The sequence below is a fragment of the Mesorhizobium sp. B2-6-1 genome, from assembly GCF_006440475.1.
Lineage (GTDB): Bacteria > Pseudomonadota > Alphaproteobacteria > Rhizobiales > Rhizobiaceae > Mesorhizobium.
In genome coordinates this window covers 32,571-49,239 of record NZ_VFUH01000012.1, presented here as the reverse complement: position 1 = coordinate 49,239, position 16,669 = coordinate 32,571, and the positions used below count along the sequence as shown (strand labels likewise).

The following is a 16,669-nucleotide window of genomic DNA, read 5'->3' as shown; positions in this document are numbered from 1 at the left end:
ATGTGGCGGCCGAGACAAGCGCATCCGGCGAAAGGAGCACATACGTCCAAGGGCTTGCCTCTGCCGGCGCTGCGATCTTTCGCATCGAAGCAATGGCCATCACCGAAAACGCAAATTCTGGCGGGTCAACTGTTCGATCGAGCTGCACCCCATCAGCTTCATGCCGCGTTCGATCTCGATGCGCATCTGTTCGAGTGCGCGTTCGACGCCAGGCTGGCCCGCCGCCGCCAGCGGAAACAGATAGTAGCGTCCGACGCCGACGGCCTTGGCGCCGAGCGACAGCGCCTTTAGCACATGCGTGCCGCGCTGCACGCCGCCATCCATGATGACGTCGATCTGGTCGCCGACCGCATCGACGATCTCGGCGAGCTGGTCGAAAGCCGCGCGCGAACCGTCCAGTTGCCGGCCGCCATGGTTCGACAGCACGATGCCCTTGCAGCCGATCTCGACGGCGCGTCTGGCATCCTCCACCGACATGACGCCCTTGAGGCAGAACGGTCCCGGCCAAAGCCTCACCATCTCGGCGACGTCGTCCCACGTCATCGACGGATCGAGCATTTCGGTGAAGTAGCGGCTGATCGACATCGTGCCGCCGCCCATGTCGATATGCTCGTCCAGCTGCGGCAGCTTGAACGCCTCATGCGTGAAATAGTTGATCGCCCAGGCAGGCTTCATCGCGAACTGCGCCATTCCCGCCAGGTTGAGCTTGAAGGGAATCGCAAAACCGGTGCGCTTGTCGCGCTCGCGGTTTCCCCCGGTGATGCTGTCGACGGTCAGCATCATCACTTCGACGCCGATCTCCCGCGCCCGCTGCATCATCGCCCGGTTGAGGCCGCGATCGCGATGGAAGTAGAACTGATAGACCTGCGGGCCGCTGCTGATTTTTCGGACTTCCTCGAGGCTGACCGTGCCGAGCGAGGAAACTCCGAACATGGTGCCGTATTTTGCAGCGGCCCTGGCGACCGCCCGTTCGCCGTGATGGTGGAACAGCCGCTGGAGAGCGGTCGGCGAACAGTAGAACGGCATCGCCAGCTTCTGGCCCATGACGGTCACCGACATGTCGACCTCGCTCACCCCGCGCAGCACGTTGGGAACGAGATCGCAGGTTTCGAAGCTCTCGGTGTTGCGGCGATAGGTGACCTCGTCGTCCGCCGCGCCGTCGATGTAGTTGAAGATCGGCCCCGGCAGCCGCCGCTGCGCCATGCGGCGGAAATCGGAGAAGTTGTGGCAGTCGCTGAGCCGCATCATGGAACCCCAAACGCCCTATAGGCGGCAAAGCCTTCGCCGCCGTCGGGGCGTCGAATAGCAATCGCCTGCCGCGCTGCCAACCGGCTTGTTCGACAACAAAGCGATCACCTCACGCGCCAGCCTCTTCGGCAAGCAAAAAGGGCGCTTCGCGGGCGCCCTTTCTTCAATCTCCGGCCGCGCGGCTTAGTGCGCGACTGCTTCCCAAACCTTGCGCTTGGTCATGTAGACCAGTGCGCCGAACAGGAGCAGGAACACCAGCACCCGGAAGCCGGTTTTCTTGCGGGCTTCCATATGCGGTTCAGCCGCCCACGCCAGGAAAGCGGCGACGTCGCGGGAGTACTGGTCGACGGTCTGCGGCGCGCCGTCGTCATAAGTCACCTGGCCGTCGGAAAGCGGCTTGGGCATCTTCAGCGACACGCCGGACATGAAGTACGGATTGTAGTGCGTGCCTTCCGGGATGACCATTCCAGCCGGAGGCGTCTGGTCGTAGCCGGTCAGCAGCGAGTGGATGTAGTCAGGGCCGCCGGCATCATACTGGGTGAAGATGTCGAAGACGAACTGCGGAAAGCCGCGCTCCACGCCCCGCGCCTTGGCCAGCAGCGACATGTCGGGCGGGGCTGCGCCGCCATTCGAGGCTGCCGCGGCTTCCTCATTGGCGAACGGCGCCGGGAAATGGTCCGACGGCTTGCCGGGACGGTCGAACATGTCGCCGGCGTCGTTGGGGCCGTCATGGATGGTGTACTCGGCCGCCAGCGTCTTGATCTGTGCGTCGGAATAGCCGAGGTCCGAAAGCGTGCGGAATGCCACCAGGTTCATCGAATGGCAGGCCGAGCAGACTTCCTTGTAGACCTTGAGGCCGCGCTGCAGCTGCGCCTTGTCATAGGTGCCGAACGGGCCGGTGAAGCTCCAGTCCATTTCCTTCGGTTCGTTGATCGGGAAATGCGTCGGCGCCGCCGCGTTATGCGCCTCTTCGGCCGCGGTCGCCCAGGTGCCCGTAGCCCCAAGGCCGGCGGCCACAAGGCCGATCAGCGCAAGCGAGGTGAGAATCTTTTTCATGCCAAATCCCCTTAGATTCTCTACCGCTCAGCCCTTGGTCTCAGGTGCGGCCGTGGCGCCCGCCGGATGCCCGCTGCCGCCCTTGTTCTTCTCGAGCACCGCCTCGGTGATCGAGTTCGGCAGCCTGCGTGGCGTCTCGATCAGGCCGAGCACCGGCATGATGATCAGGAAGAAGGCGAAGTAGAACAGCGTCGCCATCTGCGCCATGAACACGTAGCTGCCTTCCGCCGGCTGCGAGCCCAGCCAGCCAAGCAGGATGGCATCGGCCACGAACAGCCAGAAGAACAGCTTGTACCAGGGCCGGTAGACCGCCGAGCGCACCTTGGAGGTGTCTAGCCACGGCACCAGGAACAGCATGGCGATGGCGCCGAACATGCACAGCACGCCGCCGAGCTTGGAGTTGATCGGCCCGATGTTGAAGGTAATGGCGCGCAGGATCGCGTAGAACGGCAGGAAGTACCATTCCGGAACGATGTGGGCCGGCGTCTTCAGCGGGTTGGCGACCGTGTAGTTGTCGGGGTGGCCGAGATAGTTCGGTAGGTAGAAGACGAAATAGGCGAAGAAGAACAGGAACACGATCATGCCGAACGCGTCCTTGATGGTCGCGTAAGGGGTGAAGGCGACGGTGTCGGTCTTCGACTTCACCTCGATGCCGGTCGGGTTCGACTGGCCCACGACATGCAGCGCCCAGATGTGCAGCACGACCACGCCGGCGATCATGAACGGCAGCAGGTAATGCAGCGCGAAGAAGCGATTAAGGGTCGGATTGTCGACCGCGAAACCGCCGAGCAGAAGCTGCTGGATCCAGTCGCCGACCAGTGGAATGGCGCTGAAGAAGCCGGTGATGACGGTGGCGCCCCAGAAGCTCATCTGGCCCCACGGCAGCACGTAGCCCATGAAGCCGGTCGCCATCATCAGGAGATAGATGATGCAGCCGAGGATCCACAGCAGCTCGCGCGGCGCCTTGTAGGAGCCGTAATAGAGGCCGCGGAAGATATGGATGTAGACCGCGACGAAGAAGAACGACGCGCCGTTGGCATGCATGTAGCGCAGCAGCCAGCCGGAATTCACGTCGCGCATGATCTTTTCGACTGAATCGAAAGCCAGATTTGTGTCGGACGTGTAGTGCATGGCCAGCACGATGCCGGTCAGGATCTGCGCCACCAGCATGATCGACAGGATGCCGCCGAAGGTCCAGGCATAGTTGAGGTTGCGCGGCACCGGATAGGCGACGAAGCTGTCATAGATCAGCCGCGGCAGAGGCATGCGCGCATCGAACCAGCGCTCGATACCGGTCTTGGGCGTGTAGGTCGAGTGTCCCTCGCTCATCGAAATATCCCCTGCCTCAACCGATAAGGATCTTGGTATCGGAAATGAACTTGAATACCGGCACAGCCATGTTCTCGGGCGCCGGGCCTTTGCGGATGCGGCCGGCGGTATCGTATTGCGAACCGTGGCACGGGCAGAACCAGCCGCCGAAATCGCCTTCCTGGCCGAGCGGAATGCAGCCCAGATGCGTGCAGACCTGAACCATCACCATCCAGGCTTCCTTGCCGGGCGTGGTGCGGTTGGCGTCGGTCGCCGGCGCGTCGGCCGGCAGGTTGGCGTTGCGGGCGATCGGATCCTTGAGATCGGCGAGATTGACGGCCTCGCCGTCCTTCATCTCCTTCTCGGTGCGGTTGCGCACCACGACCGGCTTGCCGCGCCACTTGACGATCAGCGACATGCCCGGCGTCAGCGAGGAGACGTCGACCTCGACCGAGGCGAGCGCCAGCGTCGAGGCATCGGGGCGCATCTGGTCGATGAACGGCCACGCGACGGCGCCCGCGCCGACCACGGCGGCCATGCCGGTGGCGACGTAGAGAAAATCTCGACGGTTGGGATCCTGGGTGTCGGTTGCGCTCACGGGTGCCTGATCCTTTCGCCTCTTCCGTGCCGGTGAGCGAGCCTTGTTCCCCGCTCATTCACGCCAACCCGACAGCGCATGGCGAACAGGCTAGCGAACTCCTCCGGCATTTGGACTTCGGTTTATGCGTGAAGCCCGTTTTTGTCCAGACGGGTGAAGGCACAAGGGCAGATTGTCGCGGGGACGAAATCCGGCACCGCGCGACAAGACGGCGGATGACCGTGAAACACCGCCAAACAGCCGGGAAACAGTAGCGAATCCGGGGGCCACCTTCGCCTCGACACCTGGCTCCGGGGGGTCTATCCTGCCCCCATGTCGCATGTCATAGACCGCGAGGAATGGGCTGTTCGCCCCGACCGCTGGAAGGGCGAGTTGCAATGTGCCCCCTACGGTTCCAACTCCTGCCTGATCTTCAACTACCTGCCGGAGACCGGCGGCGGACCGCGCCTGCATTCCCATCCCTACGCCGAGATCTTCATCATCCGCCAGGGCATCGGCCTGTTCACGGTCGGCGGTGAGGAGATCGAGGCCTCTGCCGGCCAGATCGTCATCGTGCCGCCCGGCACGTCGCACAAATTCACCAATCTCGGCCCCGGCCCGCTGGAGACGACCGACATCCACGAGAACGGCACTTTCATTACCCAGTGGCTGGAGTGATCCAGGCCCAGGTGGTTCCTGGAAAAGTATGAAACGGTTTCCGTCCGCAACCGCGTCAAAAACAATCCAGCCCTGTCGGTTTTCCGATCGCCGCCTAGATCTATGGCATAGGCAGCCGGCAGGGTCAGGACATGCAAACCTCGAACATCGAAATCGAAGGGCTGAGCATAGCGATCCGTGAGGCAGGCCCGGCTGAAGCGCCTGCATTCCTGCTGCTGCATGGGTGGCCGCAAAGCTCCTATGCGTTCGAAGGGGTGATCGGCCGGCTGACTGCCGACTACCGGGTCGTCGCACCCGACCTGCCCTGCATCGGCGGCTCGCAAGGCATGCCTGAGGCGGGCGACAAGAGAACCCTGGCGAGGCTGATGAGAGGCGTTGCCGAGGCCTGCGGGCTGCGGCACCTCGTGGCGGCCGGTCACGATGTCGGCGGCCAGATCGTGTTCGCCCTGCTGCGCGACCATCCCGAGATCCTTTCCGGCGCGGCGATCATGAATGTCGCTGTTCCAGGTGTCGGGCCATGGGAAGAGGTCATTCGCAATCCGCGGATCTGGCACTTTGCCTTCCATGCCGTCCCGGCGCTACCGGAAACGCTGGTGAGCGGCCACCAAAGCACCTATTTCGACTTCTTCTTCAATGTGCTTTCGAAGGATCGGACATCGATCCCGGCGCAGGCCAGGGAAATCTATGCGAGAGCCTATTCCCGGCCTGAAAGCCTCCAGGCCGGTTTCGATTGGTATCGCGCCTTCCCCGAAGATGCCAAAGCCAATGCTGCACGGCCCGCGACGCCTACAGCGATTCCGGTGCTGTATCTCAGGGGCTCGGCCGAGTCCGGCGATATCGGCGACTATGTCGAGGGCCTTAGGGCCGCCGGGCTTTCGAATGTCGAGGGCGACATCATTGCCGACAGCGGGCACTTCGTCCCCGATGAGAACCCCGAAGCGCTCGCCAGCCGCCTGGCGAGATTCCACAGGGAAATCGGCGCGGCAAGCGCCAACCCTACATGGCGCCGAGCCTGACCAGCACCGCCTTCGGGATGTTGTATTCGCGGATGACGGCATCGTGCTTTCGAAGACCGCACAGTTCGCGCTGGATGAAGTAACCATGCACCGCCACCGCCGCCTCCTTGAGCAGCCGGGGACGCAACTGCTCGTCGCCATTGTTGCGCAGTCGGGCCAGCGTTTCTTCGACGCGTTGTCCGGCGCGGCCGAGTGCCGCCGCCTTCTCGGCAAGGACTTCATGGCCGAGCGCGTCGAAGGCGGCTTCGGCGGCCGAGGCGCTGGTCAGACGGGACGGCGGGCGCAGGGACATTTTCAACCTCCTTTCTCGAAGATCATCCGGTGCGTGACGAATTCTTCGCCCGCCACCGGCGCGAAGCCAAGCCGCTCATAGAAGCCGAAGGCTTCCTGCGGCGCACGGGTGTTGAGCACGGCGAAATAGTGGCGTGCCCTGTCGACAACGGTCTCGACCAGCATGCGGCCAAGGCCCGTGCGCCGATGGCGCGCGCCGACGAACAAATGCCGGACCCGGCCATGGTTCCTGCCCTCGAAATAGGGATCGATGTTCAGCCCGCACACGCCGGCGAGTTCGCCGCCGTGCCATGCTCCGAACAGTGCCTCGCCGTGTTTCAGGAACTTGTTGCGGCCGCTTGTCCAGCCGTCGCGAAGCCGCACCAGCATCCAGTAGCCTTCCCGCCGGCTCTCTTCCATCAGCGCATCGAAGGCCGGTGTCGTCGGCCGCAGCCGTTTCAGCAGATAGTCGGTCTCATGCGTCGCGCCCATGCCGCTACTCCGCCGGCCGCGTCTCTTCCAGCACGGCTTCCTCATGATAGAGGAAGCCGCCGGACTGACGCTTCCACAGCCGCGCGTAGAGCCCGTCGAGCGCCACCAGTTCATCATGCGTGCCTTGTTCGACAATGCGGCCGCCGTCGAGCACGACGAGGCGGTCAAGCGCGGCGATCGTCGACAGCCGGTGGGCGATGGCTATGACCGTCTTGCCTTCCATCAGCCGCGCCAGGTTTTCCTGGATTGCCGCCTCGATGTCGGAATCAAGTGCCGAGGTCGCCTCGTCCAATATCAGGATCGGCGCATCCTTGAGGAAGACACGCGCGATCGCCACGCGCTGGCGCTGGCCGCCCGACAGTTTGACGCCGCGCTCGCCGACATAGGCCTCGTAGCCCTGTCGGTCGCGATTGTCGCGCAAGGTCAGGATGAAATCATGCGCCTCGGCTTTCCTGGCCGCCGCGATCACCTGCGCGTCGGTGGCGTCGGGCATGCCGAGTTTGATATTGTCGCGCAGCGAACGGTGGAAAAGCGCTGTGTCCTGACTGACGACGCCGATATTGGCGCGCAGCGAATTTTGCGTCACCTGCGAGACATCCTGGCCGTCGATGGCGATCTTTCCGCCTTCGAGTTCGTACAGCCGCAGGATAAGGTTGGCGAGCGTGGTCTTGCCGGCGCCGGACGGCCCGACCAGCCCGACCTTCTCGCCCGGCCGCACCACGAGATCGATGCCGTTGAGCACGCCGAACCCCTTGCCGTAGTGGAACTCGACATTCTTCACCTCGATGCGCCCGCCGGCCACGACCAGTTCCCGGGCGTCGGGTGCGTCGACCAAACCGAGCGGCTGCGAGATCAGCGCCTTGGAATTCTCCAGCACGCCGAGATTGCGCAGGATGCTGTTGAGCTGCATCATCAGCCGGCCAAGCAGCATGTTGAGCCGCAGCACCAGCGATAGCGTGAAGGCGACCGCGCCGACGGTAATCGAGCCCTCGACCCAGAGATAGACGGCAAAGCAGCCGATCGCCGTGATCATGATGCCCGACAGCGTCGTCAGCGCCATGCGCACGCCGGTCAGCCGGCGCGTGAACGGGCGCAACGCGTCGAGATAGATGTCGAAGCCGCTCCTGATGTAGCGGTCGTCGCCATCGGCGGAGAACAGTTTCAGCGTCTGTACGTTGGAGTAGGAATCGACGATGCGGCCGGTGATCATCGACCCCGCCTCGGCGGTCGCCTCGGCATGTTTGCGGATTGCCGGCAGATAGAGCCTGGCCAGCCAGGCGAAGGCCGCGATCCAGATCACCACCAGCACTGCGAGCCTGATATCGAGCCCCGCGACCAGCGCCAGCGTCGTCACCGTATAGACGATCATGAACCAGACGACCTCGATGAAGCTTTCCATCAGGTCGCCGGTCGCTTGCCCAGCCTGCCAGACTTTTGTCGCGATGCGGCCGGCGAAATCGTTCTGGAAGAAGGAGTAGGACTGGCGCGACACGTGCCGGTGCGCCTGCCAACGCACCAGATTGTAGAAGCCAGGCGTGATCGTCTGCTCGTCGACCAGGGCCGACAGGCCGACGACGATGGTGCGGACGACCAGCACCACGACGATCATGAACACAAGTTCCGGCCCGGCGGCCGTCCACAGCGCATGCCAGCTGCGTTCGCCGGGAAGCTGGTCAAGGATGTCGACCAGCCGCCCGACAAAGTAGAACAGCCCGGCCTCGACCAGCGGCGCGATGCCGCCGATGACCAGCATGGCGAAGAAGGCGAACTTGGCCTGGCCGACATAGTGCCAGAGAAAACCGGCGACGCCGGACGGCGGCCGAAGATTCGTGGGCTCCCTGAACGGATAGACCCAGTTCTCGAACCAGCGATAGACGGCTGTCATCATGCGGCGGCGGCCATCATTCAGCGGCTTGTCCCTTTGCGCCAACGTCATTGGCAACAACGTCGCTTGCGACACCGATCGGGCCGTCATCCAGCAGGAAACCGCCCGACTGGCGCTGCCAGAGCTGCGCGTAGAGCCCGCCCTTGGCCACCAATTCCTCGTGCGAACCTTCCTCGATGACGCGGCCCTGGTCCATCACCACAAGCCTGTCCATCGCCGCGATGGTCGACAGCCGGTGGGCGATGGCGATGACGGTCTTGCCTTGCATGAGCTTGTAGAGGTTCTCCTGGATGGCCGCTTCCGCCTCGGAATCCAGCGCCGACGTCGCCTCGTCAAGGATAAGTATGGGCGCGTCCTTCAACATAACGCGAGCGATGGCGATGCGTTGCCGCTGGCCGCCGGACAGTTTGACGCCGCGGTCGCCGACATAGGCATCGAATCCCTTGCGGCCGCTATGGTCCGAAAGCCCGGCGATGAAGTCCAGCGCCTCGGCGCGCCGCGCAGCCTCGACAAGCATGTCGTCGCTGGCGTCGGGCCGGCCATAGAGGATGTTTTCGCGCACCGAACGATGCAGCAACGAGGTGTCCTGCGTGACCATGCCGATCTGGGCGCGCAGTGAATCCTGTTTCACCGCTGCGATCTCCTGGCCGTCGATCAGGATACGGCCGGCTTCGAGGTCGTAGAACCGCAGCAGAAGATTGACCAGCGTCGACTTGCCGGCGCCGGAGCGGCCGACAATGCCAACCTTCTCGCCCGGCTTCACCGCCAGCGACAGGTTCTCGATGACGCCCTTCTGCTTGCCATAGTGGAAGCGGATGTCCTCGAAGCGTATCTCGCCTTTGGAGACCGTGATCTCCTTCGCACCGGGCCTGTCCTCGACAAGGCGCGGCAGCGAAATCGAGGCGATGCCGTCCTGCACCGTGCCGATATTCTCGAACAGGCCCGACATTTCCCACATGATCCACTGCGACATGCCCCACATCCGCAGAACCAGGCCGATGACCACGGCGACCGCGCCGATCGTCACCGCCTGGCCCAGCCACAGCCACAACGAGATGGCGGTAACCGAGAACAGGAGAAGCGCATTCAGGATGTAGAGCGAGCCGAACAGCACCGTCACCAGCCGCATCGACCGGTAGACCGTGTCGAGGAAGCCCATCATGCCCTCCTTGGCGAAGGAGGCCTCGCGGCGGGCATGGCTGAACAGCTTGACCGTCTGGATGTTGGAGTAGCTGTCGACAACGCGGCCGGTCATGACCGAGCGCGCATTGGCCTGTTCCTCGCCGACCTTGCCCAGCCGAGGAATGAAATAGCGCAGCAGAAGGATGTAGCCGACCATCCACACGCCGAGCGGTGCGGCCAGCCGCCAGTCGGCCGAGCCGACGATGAGCAGCATGCCGAGGAAATAGACGATGACGTAGTTCAGGACGTCGATCACCTTGATCACGCATTCGCGCACGGCGAGCGCCGTCTGCATCAGCTTGGTGGCGATGCGGCCGGCGAATTCGTCCTGGTAGAAGCTCATCGACTGCTTGAGCAGATAGCGATGCACCTGCCAGCGGATACGCATGGGATAGTTGCCCATCAGCGTCTGCTGGTTGAGCAGCGAATGCAGCCATACCGTGCCAGGCAGCGCGAACAGCACGATGAAGGCCATGCTGGCGAGCTTCCAGCCCTCCGTCTGCAGGAAGGTTTCGCGGTTCTGCGCCGAAAGCCAGTCGACGATGCGGCCGAGGAAGCCGAACATCCACACTTCCGCGATGGCGATTGCCGCCACCAGCACCGCATCGACCAGGATATAGGGCCATGCGCCGCGCGTGTAATGCAGGCAGAAGGCAACCAGCGTCTTGGGCGGCTCGACCGGCTCCGCGCCCGGGAACGGATCGAGCCTTTTTTCAAACCAGCTAAACAACAACATAGGTCATGCTCATGAAATCTGTTTCCGCTCACGCGGCGCGTGAACGTACGAAGTCCTCGGACCGCATGGCGCCGAGGGCCGACGGTCCGGAATCATCCGGACCGTCGGCCTTGCTTCGCGCTATATAGGGGTTCGCGGGCTTTTCGCCGACAGGCTCTTTTGTTGATCCTGACGGTGCGGTGTCGACAAGGCGGATCTTCGCGCCCGGCCGGATCGCCCGGATGATACGGCGCACCAACGAGGGCCGGCTCGGGTCGGGAACCGCGCGCGAGAAATCGACATCGGGCAGCATGCCGCGATGCGGACGCCGGCGAACCTCGGCGTGGACCGCCGACGAATACGTTTCGCCGATCAGCAGCGCCCAGGTCGGCAGCCGGTGGATATGCAGGCTCCTCGAGCCCGGTATTCTGTAGGGATCGAACATCGGTCCGTCCTCCGTGTGAAAATAGAGATAAAAAGGGTGTTCGACGTCCTGCCGCGGGATCGGCGGCTGATCAGTCGAGACGCGTTGGGGCGGGGCCATCGGCCCCTTCGGCAGCTTGAAAAACATCGCAGGATTCCTTCGAAGACCAGGGAATGGTTTCGGCGGAAATCGGTGCGGAAGCGTCTAAGAGATCAGGAGAACCGTCGTACCGAAACCGCCAGCGGGCATGTAAGCCCACGGAGAGGGTGCTGGATGTGCATGGTCATCATGAATTACCCCTCCTTCGGTTCGGGTTGACAATGTACGCTGTATACCCGACTTCGCAGAAAATGGCCACCCGCAGGTCCAGCAATTTCCAAAACCGCGAAGCCGCTGTGGCCGATTTGCCACTTAATAGAAGGATGCGGAAATGAACGACCGTCTCCGCATCGCCCTGTACCAGCCTGACATCGCCGGCAACACCGGCACAATCCTGCGCTTCGCCGCCTGCCTCGGGATCGGCGTCGACATCATCGAACCGACCGGCTTTCCGCTCTCCGATAAAGCGCTCAGGCGCGCCGGCATGGATTACCTCGAAATGGCTGCCCTGACCCGGCATGTCGACTGGCACGCCTTCGAGGAGTGGCGCAAGGCCCGCGCGCGCCGGCTGGTGCTGCTGTCGACCAAGGCCGCGACCCCATACACCAGCTTCAACTTCGCCACTGGCGATATCCTTTTGTTCGGCCGTGAATCCGCAGGCGTGCCGGATCCGGTCCATCAGGCGGCGGACGCGCGGCTGACGATCCCGATGCAGGCCAGCGCGCGCAGCATCAATGTGGCGCTCTCCGCCGCCATGGTGGCCGGCGAAGCCACGCGACAACTGGGCCAGAATGCCATCCGCTGAAGCGGCGGCCACGGTCCCGCCGGCGCCCGCGACACGGCCCTCGCCCGTCATTCTCACCCAGGCGCACATCGCCATCTCCTGTCGTTTGCATGTCGATGGCTTCTTCGCTACAAGCTCAACTTAACTTGAGGTCAAGCGGAAAAGTGCGAGATGGCGCCAGCAGCGGAATTAACGGTTGGCCAAGTGGCCGCGCGCAGCGGTGTCGCGGTGTCGGCGCTGCATTTCTACGAAGCTCGCGGCCTGATCCGCAGCCACCGCACGTCAGGCAACCAGCGCCGCTACGGCCGCGACGTGCTAAGGCGCGTGGCCATCATCAAGATCGCGCAGGAGGTCGGCATTTCGCTGGCCGAGATAGCGACGGCGCTTCAATCCCTGCCCGAGGGCCGCACCCCGACGCGCGACGACTGGAGCCTGCTGTCGACCGCCTGGCGCGACGGGCTCGACCGCAAGATCGGTCAATTGAAGAAATTGCGCGACGGGCTGACCGACTGCATCGGCTGCGGCTGCATGTCGATCGACAAATGTCCGCTCCGCAACAAGGATGACCGGCTGGCCAGGGAAGGAACAGGGGCGAGAAGGCTGGTTCTTCCTTCTCTCGGTTCACGGAGAGAAGGTGCCTGAGCGTAGTGAAGGCGGATACAAGGGGCCGCGCCTGTATTGGGTTGTCCCCGTAAACAGGGCGAGGAAATCCTAATCCGCCGCCGGCAGGCGCCTTATGGTGAATTCGATCAAATCGCCCGGCCGCTCGAACCAGCTTTCGATCTCGGTCCAGTAAGCCTGCTTGGGGAAGCGCTCGAACCATTCCTTTGCCTTCAGGCGAGCGTCTGAACGCGGCAGGACGAAGGTTTCGCGCAAAAATCCGTCGCGCGGCATGCGCGCGCGTTCAGCCCGGCTTTGATCGAGCCTTTTCTTCAGGCCATCCAACGGCGGTCTTGCCGGGGTGCGCACGAAGGTCTCCTTGCTCCGATCAGATCAGACTTGACCCTTTCCCCTAAGAGATTAGGGATCGCGCCGGCAAAAGACGAGTCATTTGTAGGGGCCGGCCGCCCCGAAACCGGAGACAGCACTTGGAACGACCTGAAATACCGGCTGGCCTGCCCGCCGACATCGAAGAAAAGAAAATGAAGGCACGCCTGTGGTTCGAGGCATTGCGCGAACGCATCTGCGGTGCTTTCGAGCAGATCGAGCAGGATCTCCAGGGCCCGCTCGCTTCGTGGTCGCCGGGTCGGTTCGAAAGGACGCCGTGGGAGCGTGATTCCGGCAAGGGTGGTGGCGGAACCATGTCGATGATGCACGGCCGAGTCTTCGAGAAGGTTGGCGTCCACACCTCGACGGTTTACGGCGAATTCTCGCCCGAATTCAGGAAGCAGATGCCCGGCGCCGAGGAGGACCCGCGCTTCTGGGCATCCGGCATTTCGCTGATCGCGCACCCTTGGAACCCCAACGTTCCGGCCGTGCACATGAATACGCGCATGGTCGTCACCTCGCGCCACTGGTTCGGCGGCGGCGCCGACCTCACCCCGGTGCTCGACCGACGCCGCACACAGGACGACCCTGACACAATGGCCTTCCACCGCGCCATGCAGTTCGCCTGCGAGAAGAACGCCGGCATCGCCGACCATGCGAAATTCAAGGCCTGGTGCGACGAGTATTTCTTCCTTCCGCATCGCAACGAGCCGCGCGGCACCGGCGGCATCTTTTTCGACTGGCTGCATTCGGGCGAGGACAAAGGCGGCTGGAATGCCGATTTCAACTTCGTCCAGGATGTCGGGCGCGCTTTTCTCGTGGTCTACGGCCATCTGGTGCGGGGTAATTTTAACGAGAACTGGACCGATGGCGACCGCGACGAACAGCTCATCCGTCGCGGCCGTTACGTCGAGTTCAACCTGCTTCACGATCGCGGCACCATCTTCGGCCTGAAAACCGGCGGAAACGTCGCCTCGATCCTCTCCAGCCTGCCGCCGGAGGCTCGCTGGCCGTAAAAAGATGGTGAGCGCGCCGTGAGCCGCATTGATGTCCCATTCGCTGCGAAATGGGCACAGAATGTGGCGCGGGAGCCGTCGCAAAGTTTCTTTTTCGTCTAATAGGCATCGGAAAAGACTAGGCTATTTGTCGGGACGGGTCGGGAAGCGCCGGCGGTTCGCCTGCGCAATTCCAGGAGTGCAGAGCGGTTCTCCGTTCGGAATTGCGTCAGAACGAAGCGGATCGCGACTCGACGCAACCGGACGGCCCAGGACGATGCGGGACACCTCTGCCAAAAGGGTGCCCGCGCTTTCCAGGAGTACTTCGCAATGCGCAAGATCATTGTTTCGGCCGCAGCGGTTGCCATTCTTGCTTCCGGTTCGGTGGCATTCGCCGCCGTCAAGCACACCACCGGCACGATCAAGACCTTTGATACGGCGTCCAAAAGCCTGGTTCTCGACAATGGATCGTCTTTTACGCTTCCCCGGACCTTCAAGGATCCTGGCCTGAAGGTCGGCGAGAAGGTCAGAGTTTCATGGGACATGAGCGGCAAGGATAAGGTTGCCGAGGCAGTCAAGATCATGAAGTGATGACCTGCCCATAGGGCTGGCGTAAGAGGGCGGAGCAGCGCTGCTCCGCCTTTTTGTCGTTGACGGCAATCAATGCCACCCCATCTGTGTTATGGTTTCACCCGCTCGTGGTCCAACCAGTCTCAAGGTCGGACAACGCGCCAAGAAGATGCGGAGTCCCTGCCGCCTTTTGCAGGGCGGTCGACCGGACTCCATGGAGGAAAAGGAGAAATCCCATGAAGGAATTCCACTGCGGCTCGCTCGTTCCAGGTTGTGAATGGCACACGCGCGCCGAAGAGGAAGCCGAGGTCATGCGCCGTGCCGTCGAACATATGCGCGAGACGCATGGCGAGACGATCATCCGCGAAACGATGATCGAAGCGATCCGCTCGCGCATCGAGAAGGTCCGCGACGCCGCCTGATTTGGAGCAAGTTCCGGAAATCGCGGCGATTTCCGCCCGGATTGCGTTGACTGATGCTTTATCCGGCCTTCAGGGCCTGCGCGGCGCGCTTGAGCAGCGCGTCGCGATCGGGCCCAAACCCGGCATCGACCCATTCCGCTTCGAGATTCCTGAGGATCGCGCCGAGTTTTGGCCCGGGCATCCCCCCGATCGCCGTCAGATCGGCGCCCTTGAGCGGAAACACGGGCCTTTCCCATCTCAATGCGAAGGCGAGAAGTCGGGAAAAGCCGCCTGCCTCGATGAGCGCATCGGTCTGGTCCACCGCGCGCACCCGTGCCGCTGCGAGTGACAGGCGAAGCCGGTCGACGACCCCCTGCCGGTCGCCGCGGTAGAGCGTCTTGGCCAGTTCGCCTTCGGTCGTTTTCGGCGCGATCCCCGGCGTAAGCGCCCAGTCGCGCAAACGGTTTGCTTCCGCCGTCGACAGTCTCAGCCGCTCGACCAGCGTCTTCATGCGCGCCGCATCCGGCGGCACGATCGCCTCCAGCCTGAGCAGCGGGTCCGCGGTCCAGCCCAGATCCTTCTCGGCTCTGGCCAGGCCGTGGATCGCGTCGATGCCCCATTTCTCGCTTTCCGGCAGCACGCTGGTCAAAACGCTCGCCTGCCGCATCCACAACAGCGCGCGGGACGGATCGGCCGCCGACAACAGTTTCTTGAGTTCGGACCAGACGCGCTCGGCCGAGAGCTGCACGAGCCCTCCCTTCAGCCGGGCGCAAGCCTTCAGCCCCTCGGCGTCCGGCCGGCCTTCGCCATACCAGGCGAAGAAGCGGAAAAAGCGCAGGATACGCAGATAGTCCTCGCGGATACGCGCTTCCGGATCGCCGATGAAGCGCAGCCGGCGCCCCTCTATGTCGGCGACGCCGCCGACCAGATCGACGACCGTGCCGTCGGCTTCCGCGTAGAGCGCATTGATGGTGAAGTCGCGCCGTTCGGCATCAAGCTTCCAGTCTCGCCCGAACGACACCTTGGCGCGGCGGCCGTCGGTCTCGATATCCGCGCGCAGCGTGGTGATTTCATAAGGCTTGCCGCCGGCAATCACGGTGATCGTGCCGTGCTCGATGCCGGTCGGAACCGTCTTGAACCTCGCCGCCTCGGCGCGGCGGATTGTCTCCTGCGGTAGGCAGGTGGTGGCGATGTCGATGTCGGCGACGGGCTGGCCGATCAGCGTGTTACGCACCGCGCCGCCGGCGACCCGCGCTGCCTCGCCGCCGCTCGCCAGAATGGCAAGCAGGCGCTGCAGATGCTTGTCGCCGAGCCAGTCGGCCCTGTCAGCGATCGAGACCTTCACCCATAGAGCCTTTCATAGAGCGTGCGGATGATGCCGGCGGTGACGCCCCAGATGCGCCGGTCGCCATAGGGCATATCGTAGAAGAACCATTCGAGATCGTTCCAAATGCGGCTGTCCCTGATGTGGTTGGCCGGATCCATGAGGAAGCGCAGCGGCACTTCGAAGGCCAAGTCGACCTCCTCGGCATTGAGTGTCAACTGGAAAGGCGGCCGCACGATGCCCAGCACCGGCGCGATCCTGTAACCGCTGCCCGCGACATAATCGGGCATGCGGCCGATGACCTCGATATGGTCCCGGCCAAGGCCGATTTCCTCGAAAGCCTCGCGCAGCGCCGCCGCTTCCGGACTGGCGTCGGTCGGATCGATCGTCCCGCCGGGAAAGGCCACCTGCCCGGAATGGTTGCGCAGCGTCTCGGCCCGCTTGGTCAAAAGAACCGTGGCATCGTCCTGGTGATCGACGATCGGGATCAGCACCGCCGCTTCGCGCAGCGGTTTCGCCCGGTGGAGGCGCGGATGGCCTGGATTGAAGCGATGATCGCCATAGTCGTCGCCGGCATGCGCCTGCGGCTGCGCGGCAAAGCGCGCGCGCAAATCGGCAATGGAAAAGGGCGTCGGCGTCACCTGGTCCATCATGAACT

At 63.4% G+C, this 16,669-nt stretch carries 19 protein-coding genes; 7 read left to right on the top strand and 12 right to left on the bottom strand.

The genetic code is table 11. The annotated features are described in order from the left end of the window. Window positions 1-99: 99 nt before the first annotated feature. From FJ443_RS22765 to petA, 4 genes are all read right to left on the bottom strand, one after another. Window positions 100-1,245 carry an alpha-hydroxy acid oxidase gene (locus tag FJ443_RS22765; protein ID WP_140496428.1) on the bottom strand — a complete coding sequence of 382 codons (1,146 nt, stop codon included), beginning with the start codon at window positions 1,243-1,245 and terminating at the stop codon, window positions 100-102. Between the two features lie 186 nt (window positions 1,246-1,431). Then, window positions 1,432-2,304: a cytochrome c1 gene (locus tag FJ443_RS22760; RefSeq protein WP_140524913.1), complete on the bottom strand. Its 873-nt coding sequence runs from the start codon at window positions 2,302-2,304 to the stop codon at window positions 1,432-1,434. A 27-nt stretch (window positions 2,305-2,331) separates the two neighbouring features. Further along, the gene (locus FJ443_RS22755) at window positions 2,332-3,633 is read right to left on the bottom strand and encodes a cytochrome b N-terminal domain-containing protein (protein ID WP_140496035.1); all 1,302 of its coding nucleotides are present in this window, start codon (window positions 3,631-3,633) and stop codon (window positions 2,332-2,334) included. A gap of 16 nt (window positions 3,634-3,649) precedes the next feature. Beyond that, window positions 3,650-4,210, bottom strand: a complete 561-nt coding sequence (gene petA, locus FJ443_RS22750) for a ubiquinol-cytochrome c reductase iron-sulfur subunit (RefSeq protein ID WP_140496036.1) — start codon at window positions 4,208-4,210, stop codon at window positions 3,650-3,652. A gap of 312 nt (window positions 4,211-4,522) precedes the next feature. Here petA and FJ443_RS22745 point away from each other — a divergent pair, with 312 nt between their 5' ends. Together FJ443_RS22745 and FJ443_RS22740 are read left to right on the top strand one after the other, a co-directional pair. Further along, window positions 4,523-4,867 carry a cupin domain-containing protein gene (locus tag FJ443_RS22745; protein ID WP_140666066.1) on the top strand — a complete coding sequence of 115 codons (345 nt, stop codon included), beginning with the start codon at window positions 4,523-4,525 and terminating at the stop codon, window positions 4,865-4,867. A gap of 131 nt (window positions 4,868-4,998) precedes the next feature. Further along, window positions 4,999-5,883, top strand: coding sequence for an alpha/beta hydrolase (locus FJ443_RS22740; protein ID WP_140666064.1), 885 nt, complete (start codon window positions 4,999-5,001; stop codon window positions 5,881-5,883). Here FJ443_RS22740 and FJ443_RS22735 read toward each other — a convergent pair. Genes FJ443_RS22735 through FJ443_RS22715 form a run of 5 tightly spaced genes read right to left on the bottom strand, consistent with a single transcriptional unit; the run spans window position 5,864 to window position 10,998 of the window. Then, on the bottom strand, window positions 5,864-6,175 hold the full coding sequence (locus FJ443_RS22735) for a DUF6665 family protein (RefSeq protein WP_140496039.1): 312 nt from the start codon (window positions 6,173-6,175) through the stop codon (window positions 5,864-5,866). The genes FJ443_RS22740 and FJ443_RS22735 overlap by 20 nt on opposite strands. 2 nt (window positions 6,176-6,177) lie before the next feature. Further along, complete coding sequence (locus FJ443_RS22730) at window positions 6,178-6,645, bottom strand: GNAT family N-acetyltransferase (protein ID WP_140666062.1); 468 nt, start codon at window positions 6,643-6,645, stop codon at window positions 6,178-6,180. Window positions 6,646-6,649: 4 nt separating this feature from the next. After that, complete coding sequence (locus tag FJ443_RS22725; RefSeq protein WP_140666157.1) at window positions 6,650-8,533, bottom strand: ABC transporter ATP-binding protein; 1,884 nt, start codon at window positions 8,531-8,533, stop codon at window positions 6,650-6,652. A gap of 13 nt (window positions 8,534-8,546) precedes the next feature. Continuing rightward, complete coding sequence (locus FJ443_RS22720) at window positions 8,547-10,448, bottom strand: ABC transporter ATP-binding protein (protein WP_140524917.1); 1,902 nt, start codon at window positions 10,446-10,448, stop codon at window positions 8,547-8,549. 28 nt (window positions 10,449-10,476) lie between these two features. Beyond that, the gene (locus FJ443_RS22715; protein WP_181168391.1) at window positions 10,477-10,998 is read right to left on the bottom strand and encodes a hypothetical protein; all 522 of its coding nucleotides are present in this window, start codon (window positions 10,996-10,998) and stop codon (window positions 10,477-10,479) included. A gap of 283 nt (window positions 10,999-11,281) precedes the next feature. Here FJ443_RS22715 and FJ443_RS22710 point away from each other — a divergent pair, with 283 nt between their 5' ends. Both FJ443_RS22710 and soxR read left to right on the top strand, forming a co-directional pair. Next, a complete protein-coding gene (locus FJ443_RS22710; protein ID WP_140582161.1) occupies window positions 11,282-11,755 on the top strand; it encodes a tRNA (cytidine(34)-2'-O)-methyltransferase in 474 nt (157 codons plus the stop codon). A 150-nt stretch (window positions 11,756-11,905) separates the two neighbouring features. Then, window positions 11,906-12,376: a redox-sensitive transcriptional activator SoxR gene (soxR, locus tag FJ443_RS22705; protein WP_140496043.1), complete on the top strand. Its 471-nt coding sequence runs from the start codon at window positions 11,906-11,908 to the stop codon at window positions 12,374-12,376. Between the two features lie 69 nt (window positions 12,377-12,445). Here soxR and FJ443_RS22700 read toward each other — a convergent pair whose 3' ends face one another. After that, window positions 12,446-12,703 carry a hypothetical protein gene (locus tag FJ443_RS22700; RefSeq protein WP_023770299.1) on the bottom strand — a complete coding sequence of 86 codons (258 nt, stop codon included), beginning with the start codon at window positions 12,701-12,703 and terminating at the stop codon, window positions 12,446-12,448. 119 nt (window positions 12,704-12,822) lie between these two features. On the opposite strand from FJ443_RS22700, the gene hemF reads away from it, so the two are divergent. From hemF to FJ443_RS22685, 3 genes are all read left to right on the top strand, one after another. Continuing rightward, window positions 12,823-13,737, top strand: coding sequence for an oxygen-dependent coproporphyrinogen oxidase (gene hemF, locus FJ443_RS22695; RefSeq protein WP_140524918.1), 915 nt, complete (start codon window positions 12,823-12,825; stop codon window positions 13,735-13,737). 309 nt (window positions 13,738-14,046) lie between these two features. After that, on the top strand, window positions 14,047-14,307 hold the full coding sequence (locus tag FJ443_RS22690; protein ID WP_140524919.1) for a DUF1344 domain-containing protein: 261 nt from the start codon (window positions 14,047-14,049) through the stop codon (window positions 14,305-14,307). 215 nt (window positions 14,308-14,522) lie between these two features. Continuing rightward, complete coding sequence (locus FJ443_RS22685) at window positions 14,523-14,708, top strand: DUF1059 domain-containing protein (protein WP_140496047.1); 186 nt, start codon at window positions 14,523-14,525, stop codon at window positions 14,706-14,708. A 58-nt stretch (window positions 14,709-14,766) separates the two neighbouring features. Here the strand turns inward: FJ443_RS22685 and FJ443_RS22680 are convergent, their stop codons facing one another. Beyond that, window positions 14,767-16,032, bottom strand: a complete 1,266-nt coding sequence (locus FJ443_RS22680) for a CCA tRNA nucleotidyltransferase (protein ID WP_140567097.1) — start codon at window positions 16,030-16,032, stop codon at window positions 14,767-14,769. Further along, window positions 16,029-16,661 carry a CoA pyrophosphatase gene (locus FJ443_RS22675; RefSeq protein ID WP_140524963.1) on the bottom strand — a complete coding sequence of 211 codons (633 nt, stop codon included), beginning with the start codon at window positions 16,659-16,661 and terminating at the stop codon, window positions 16,029-16,031. Before FJ443_RS22675 ends, FJ443_RS22680 begins: the two co-directional genes overlap by 4 nt. Window positions 16,662-16,669 lie beyond the last annotated feature (8 nt).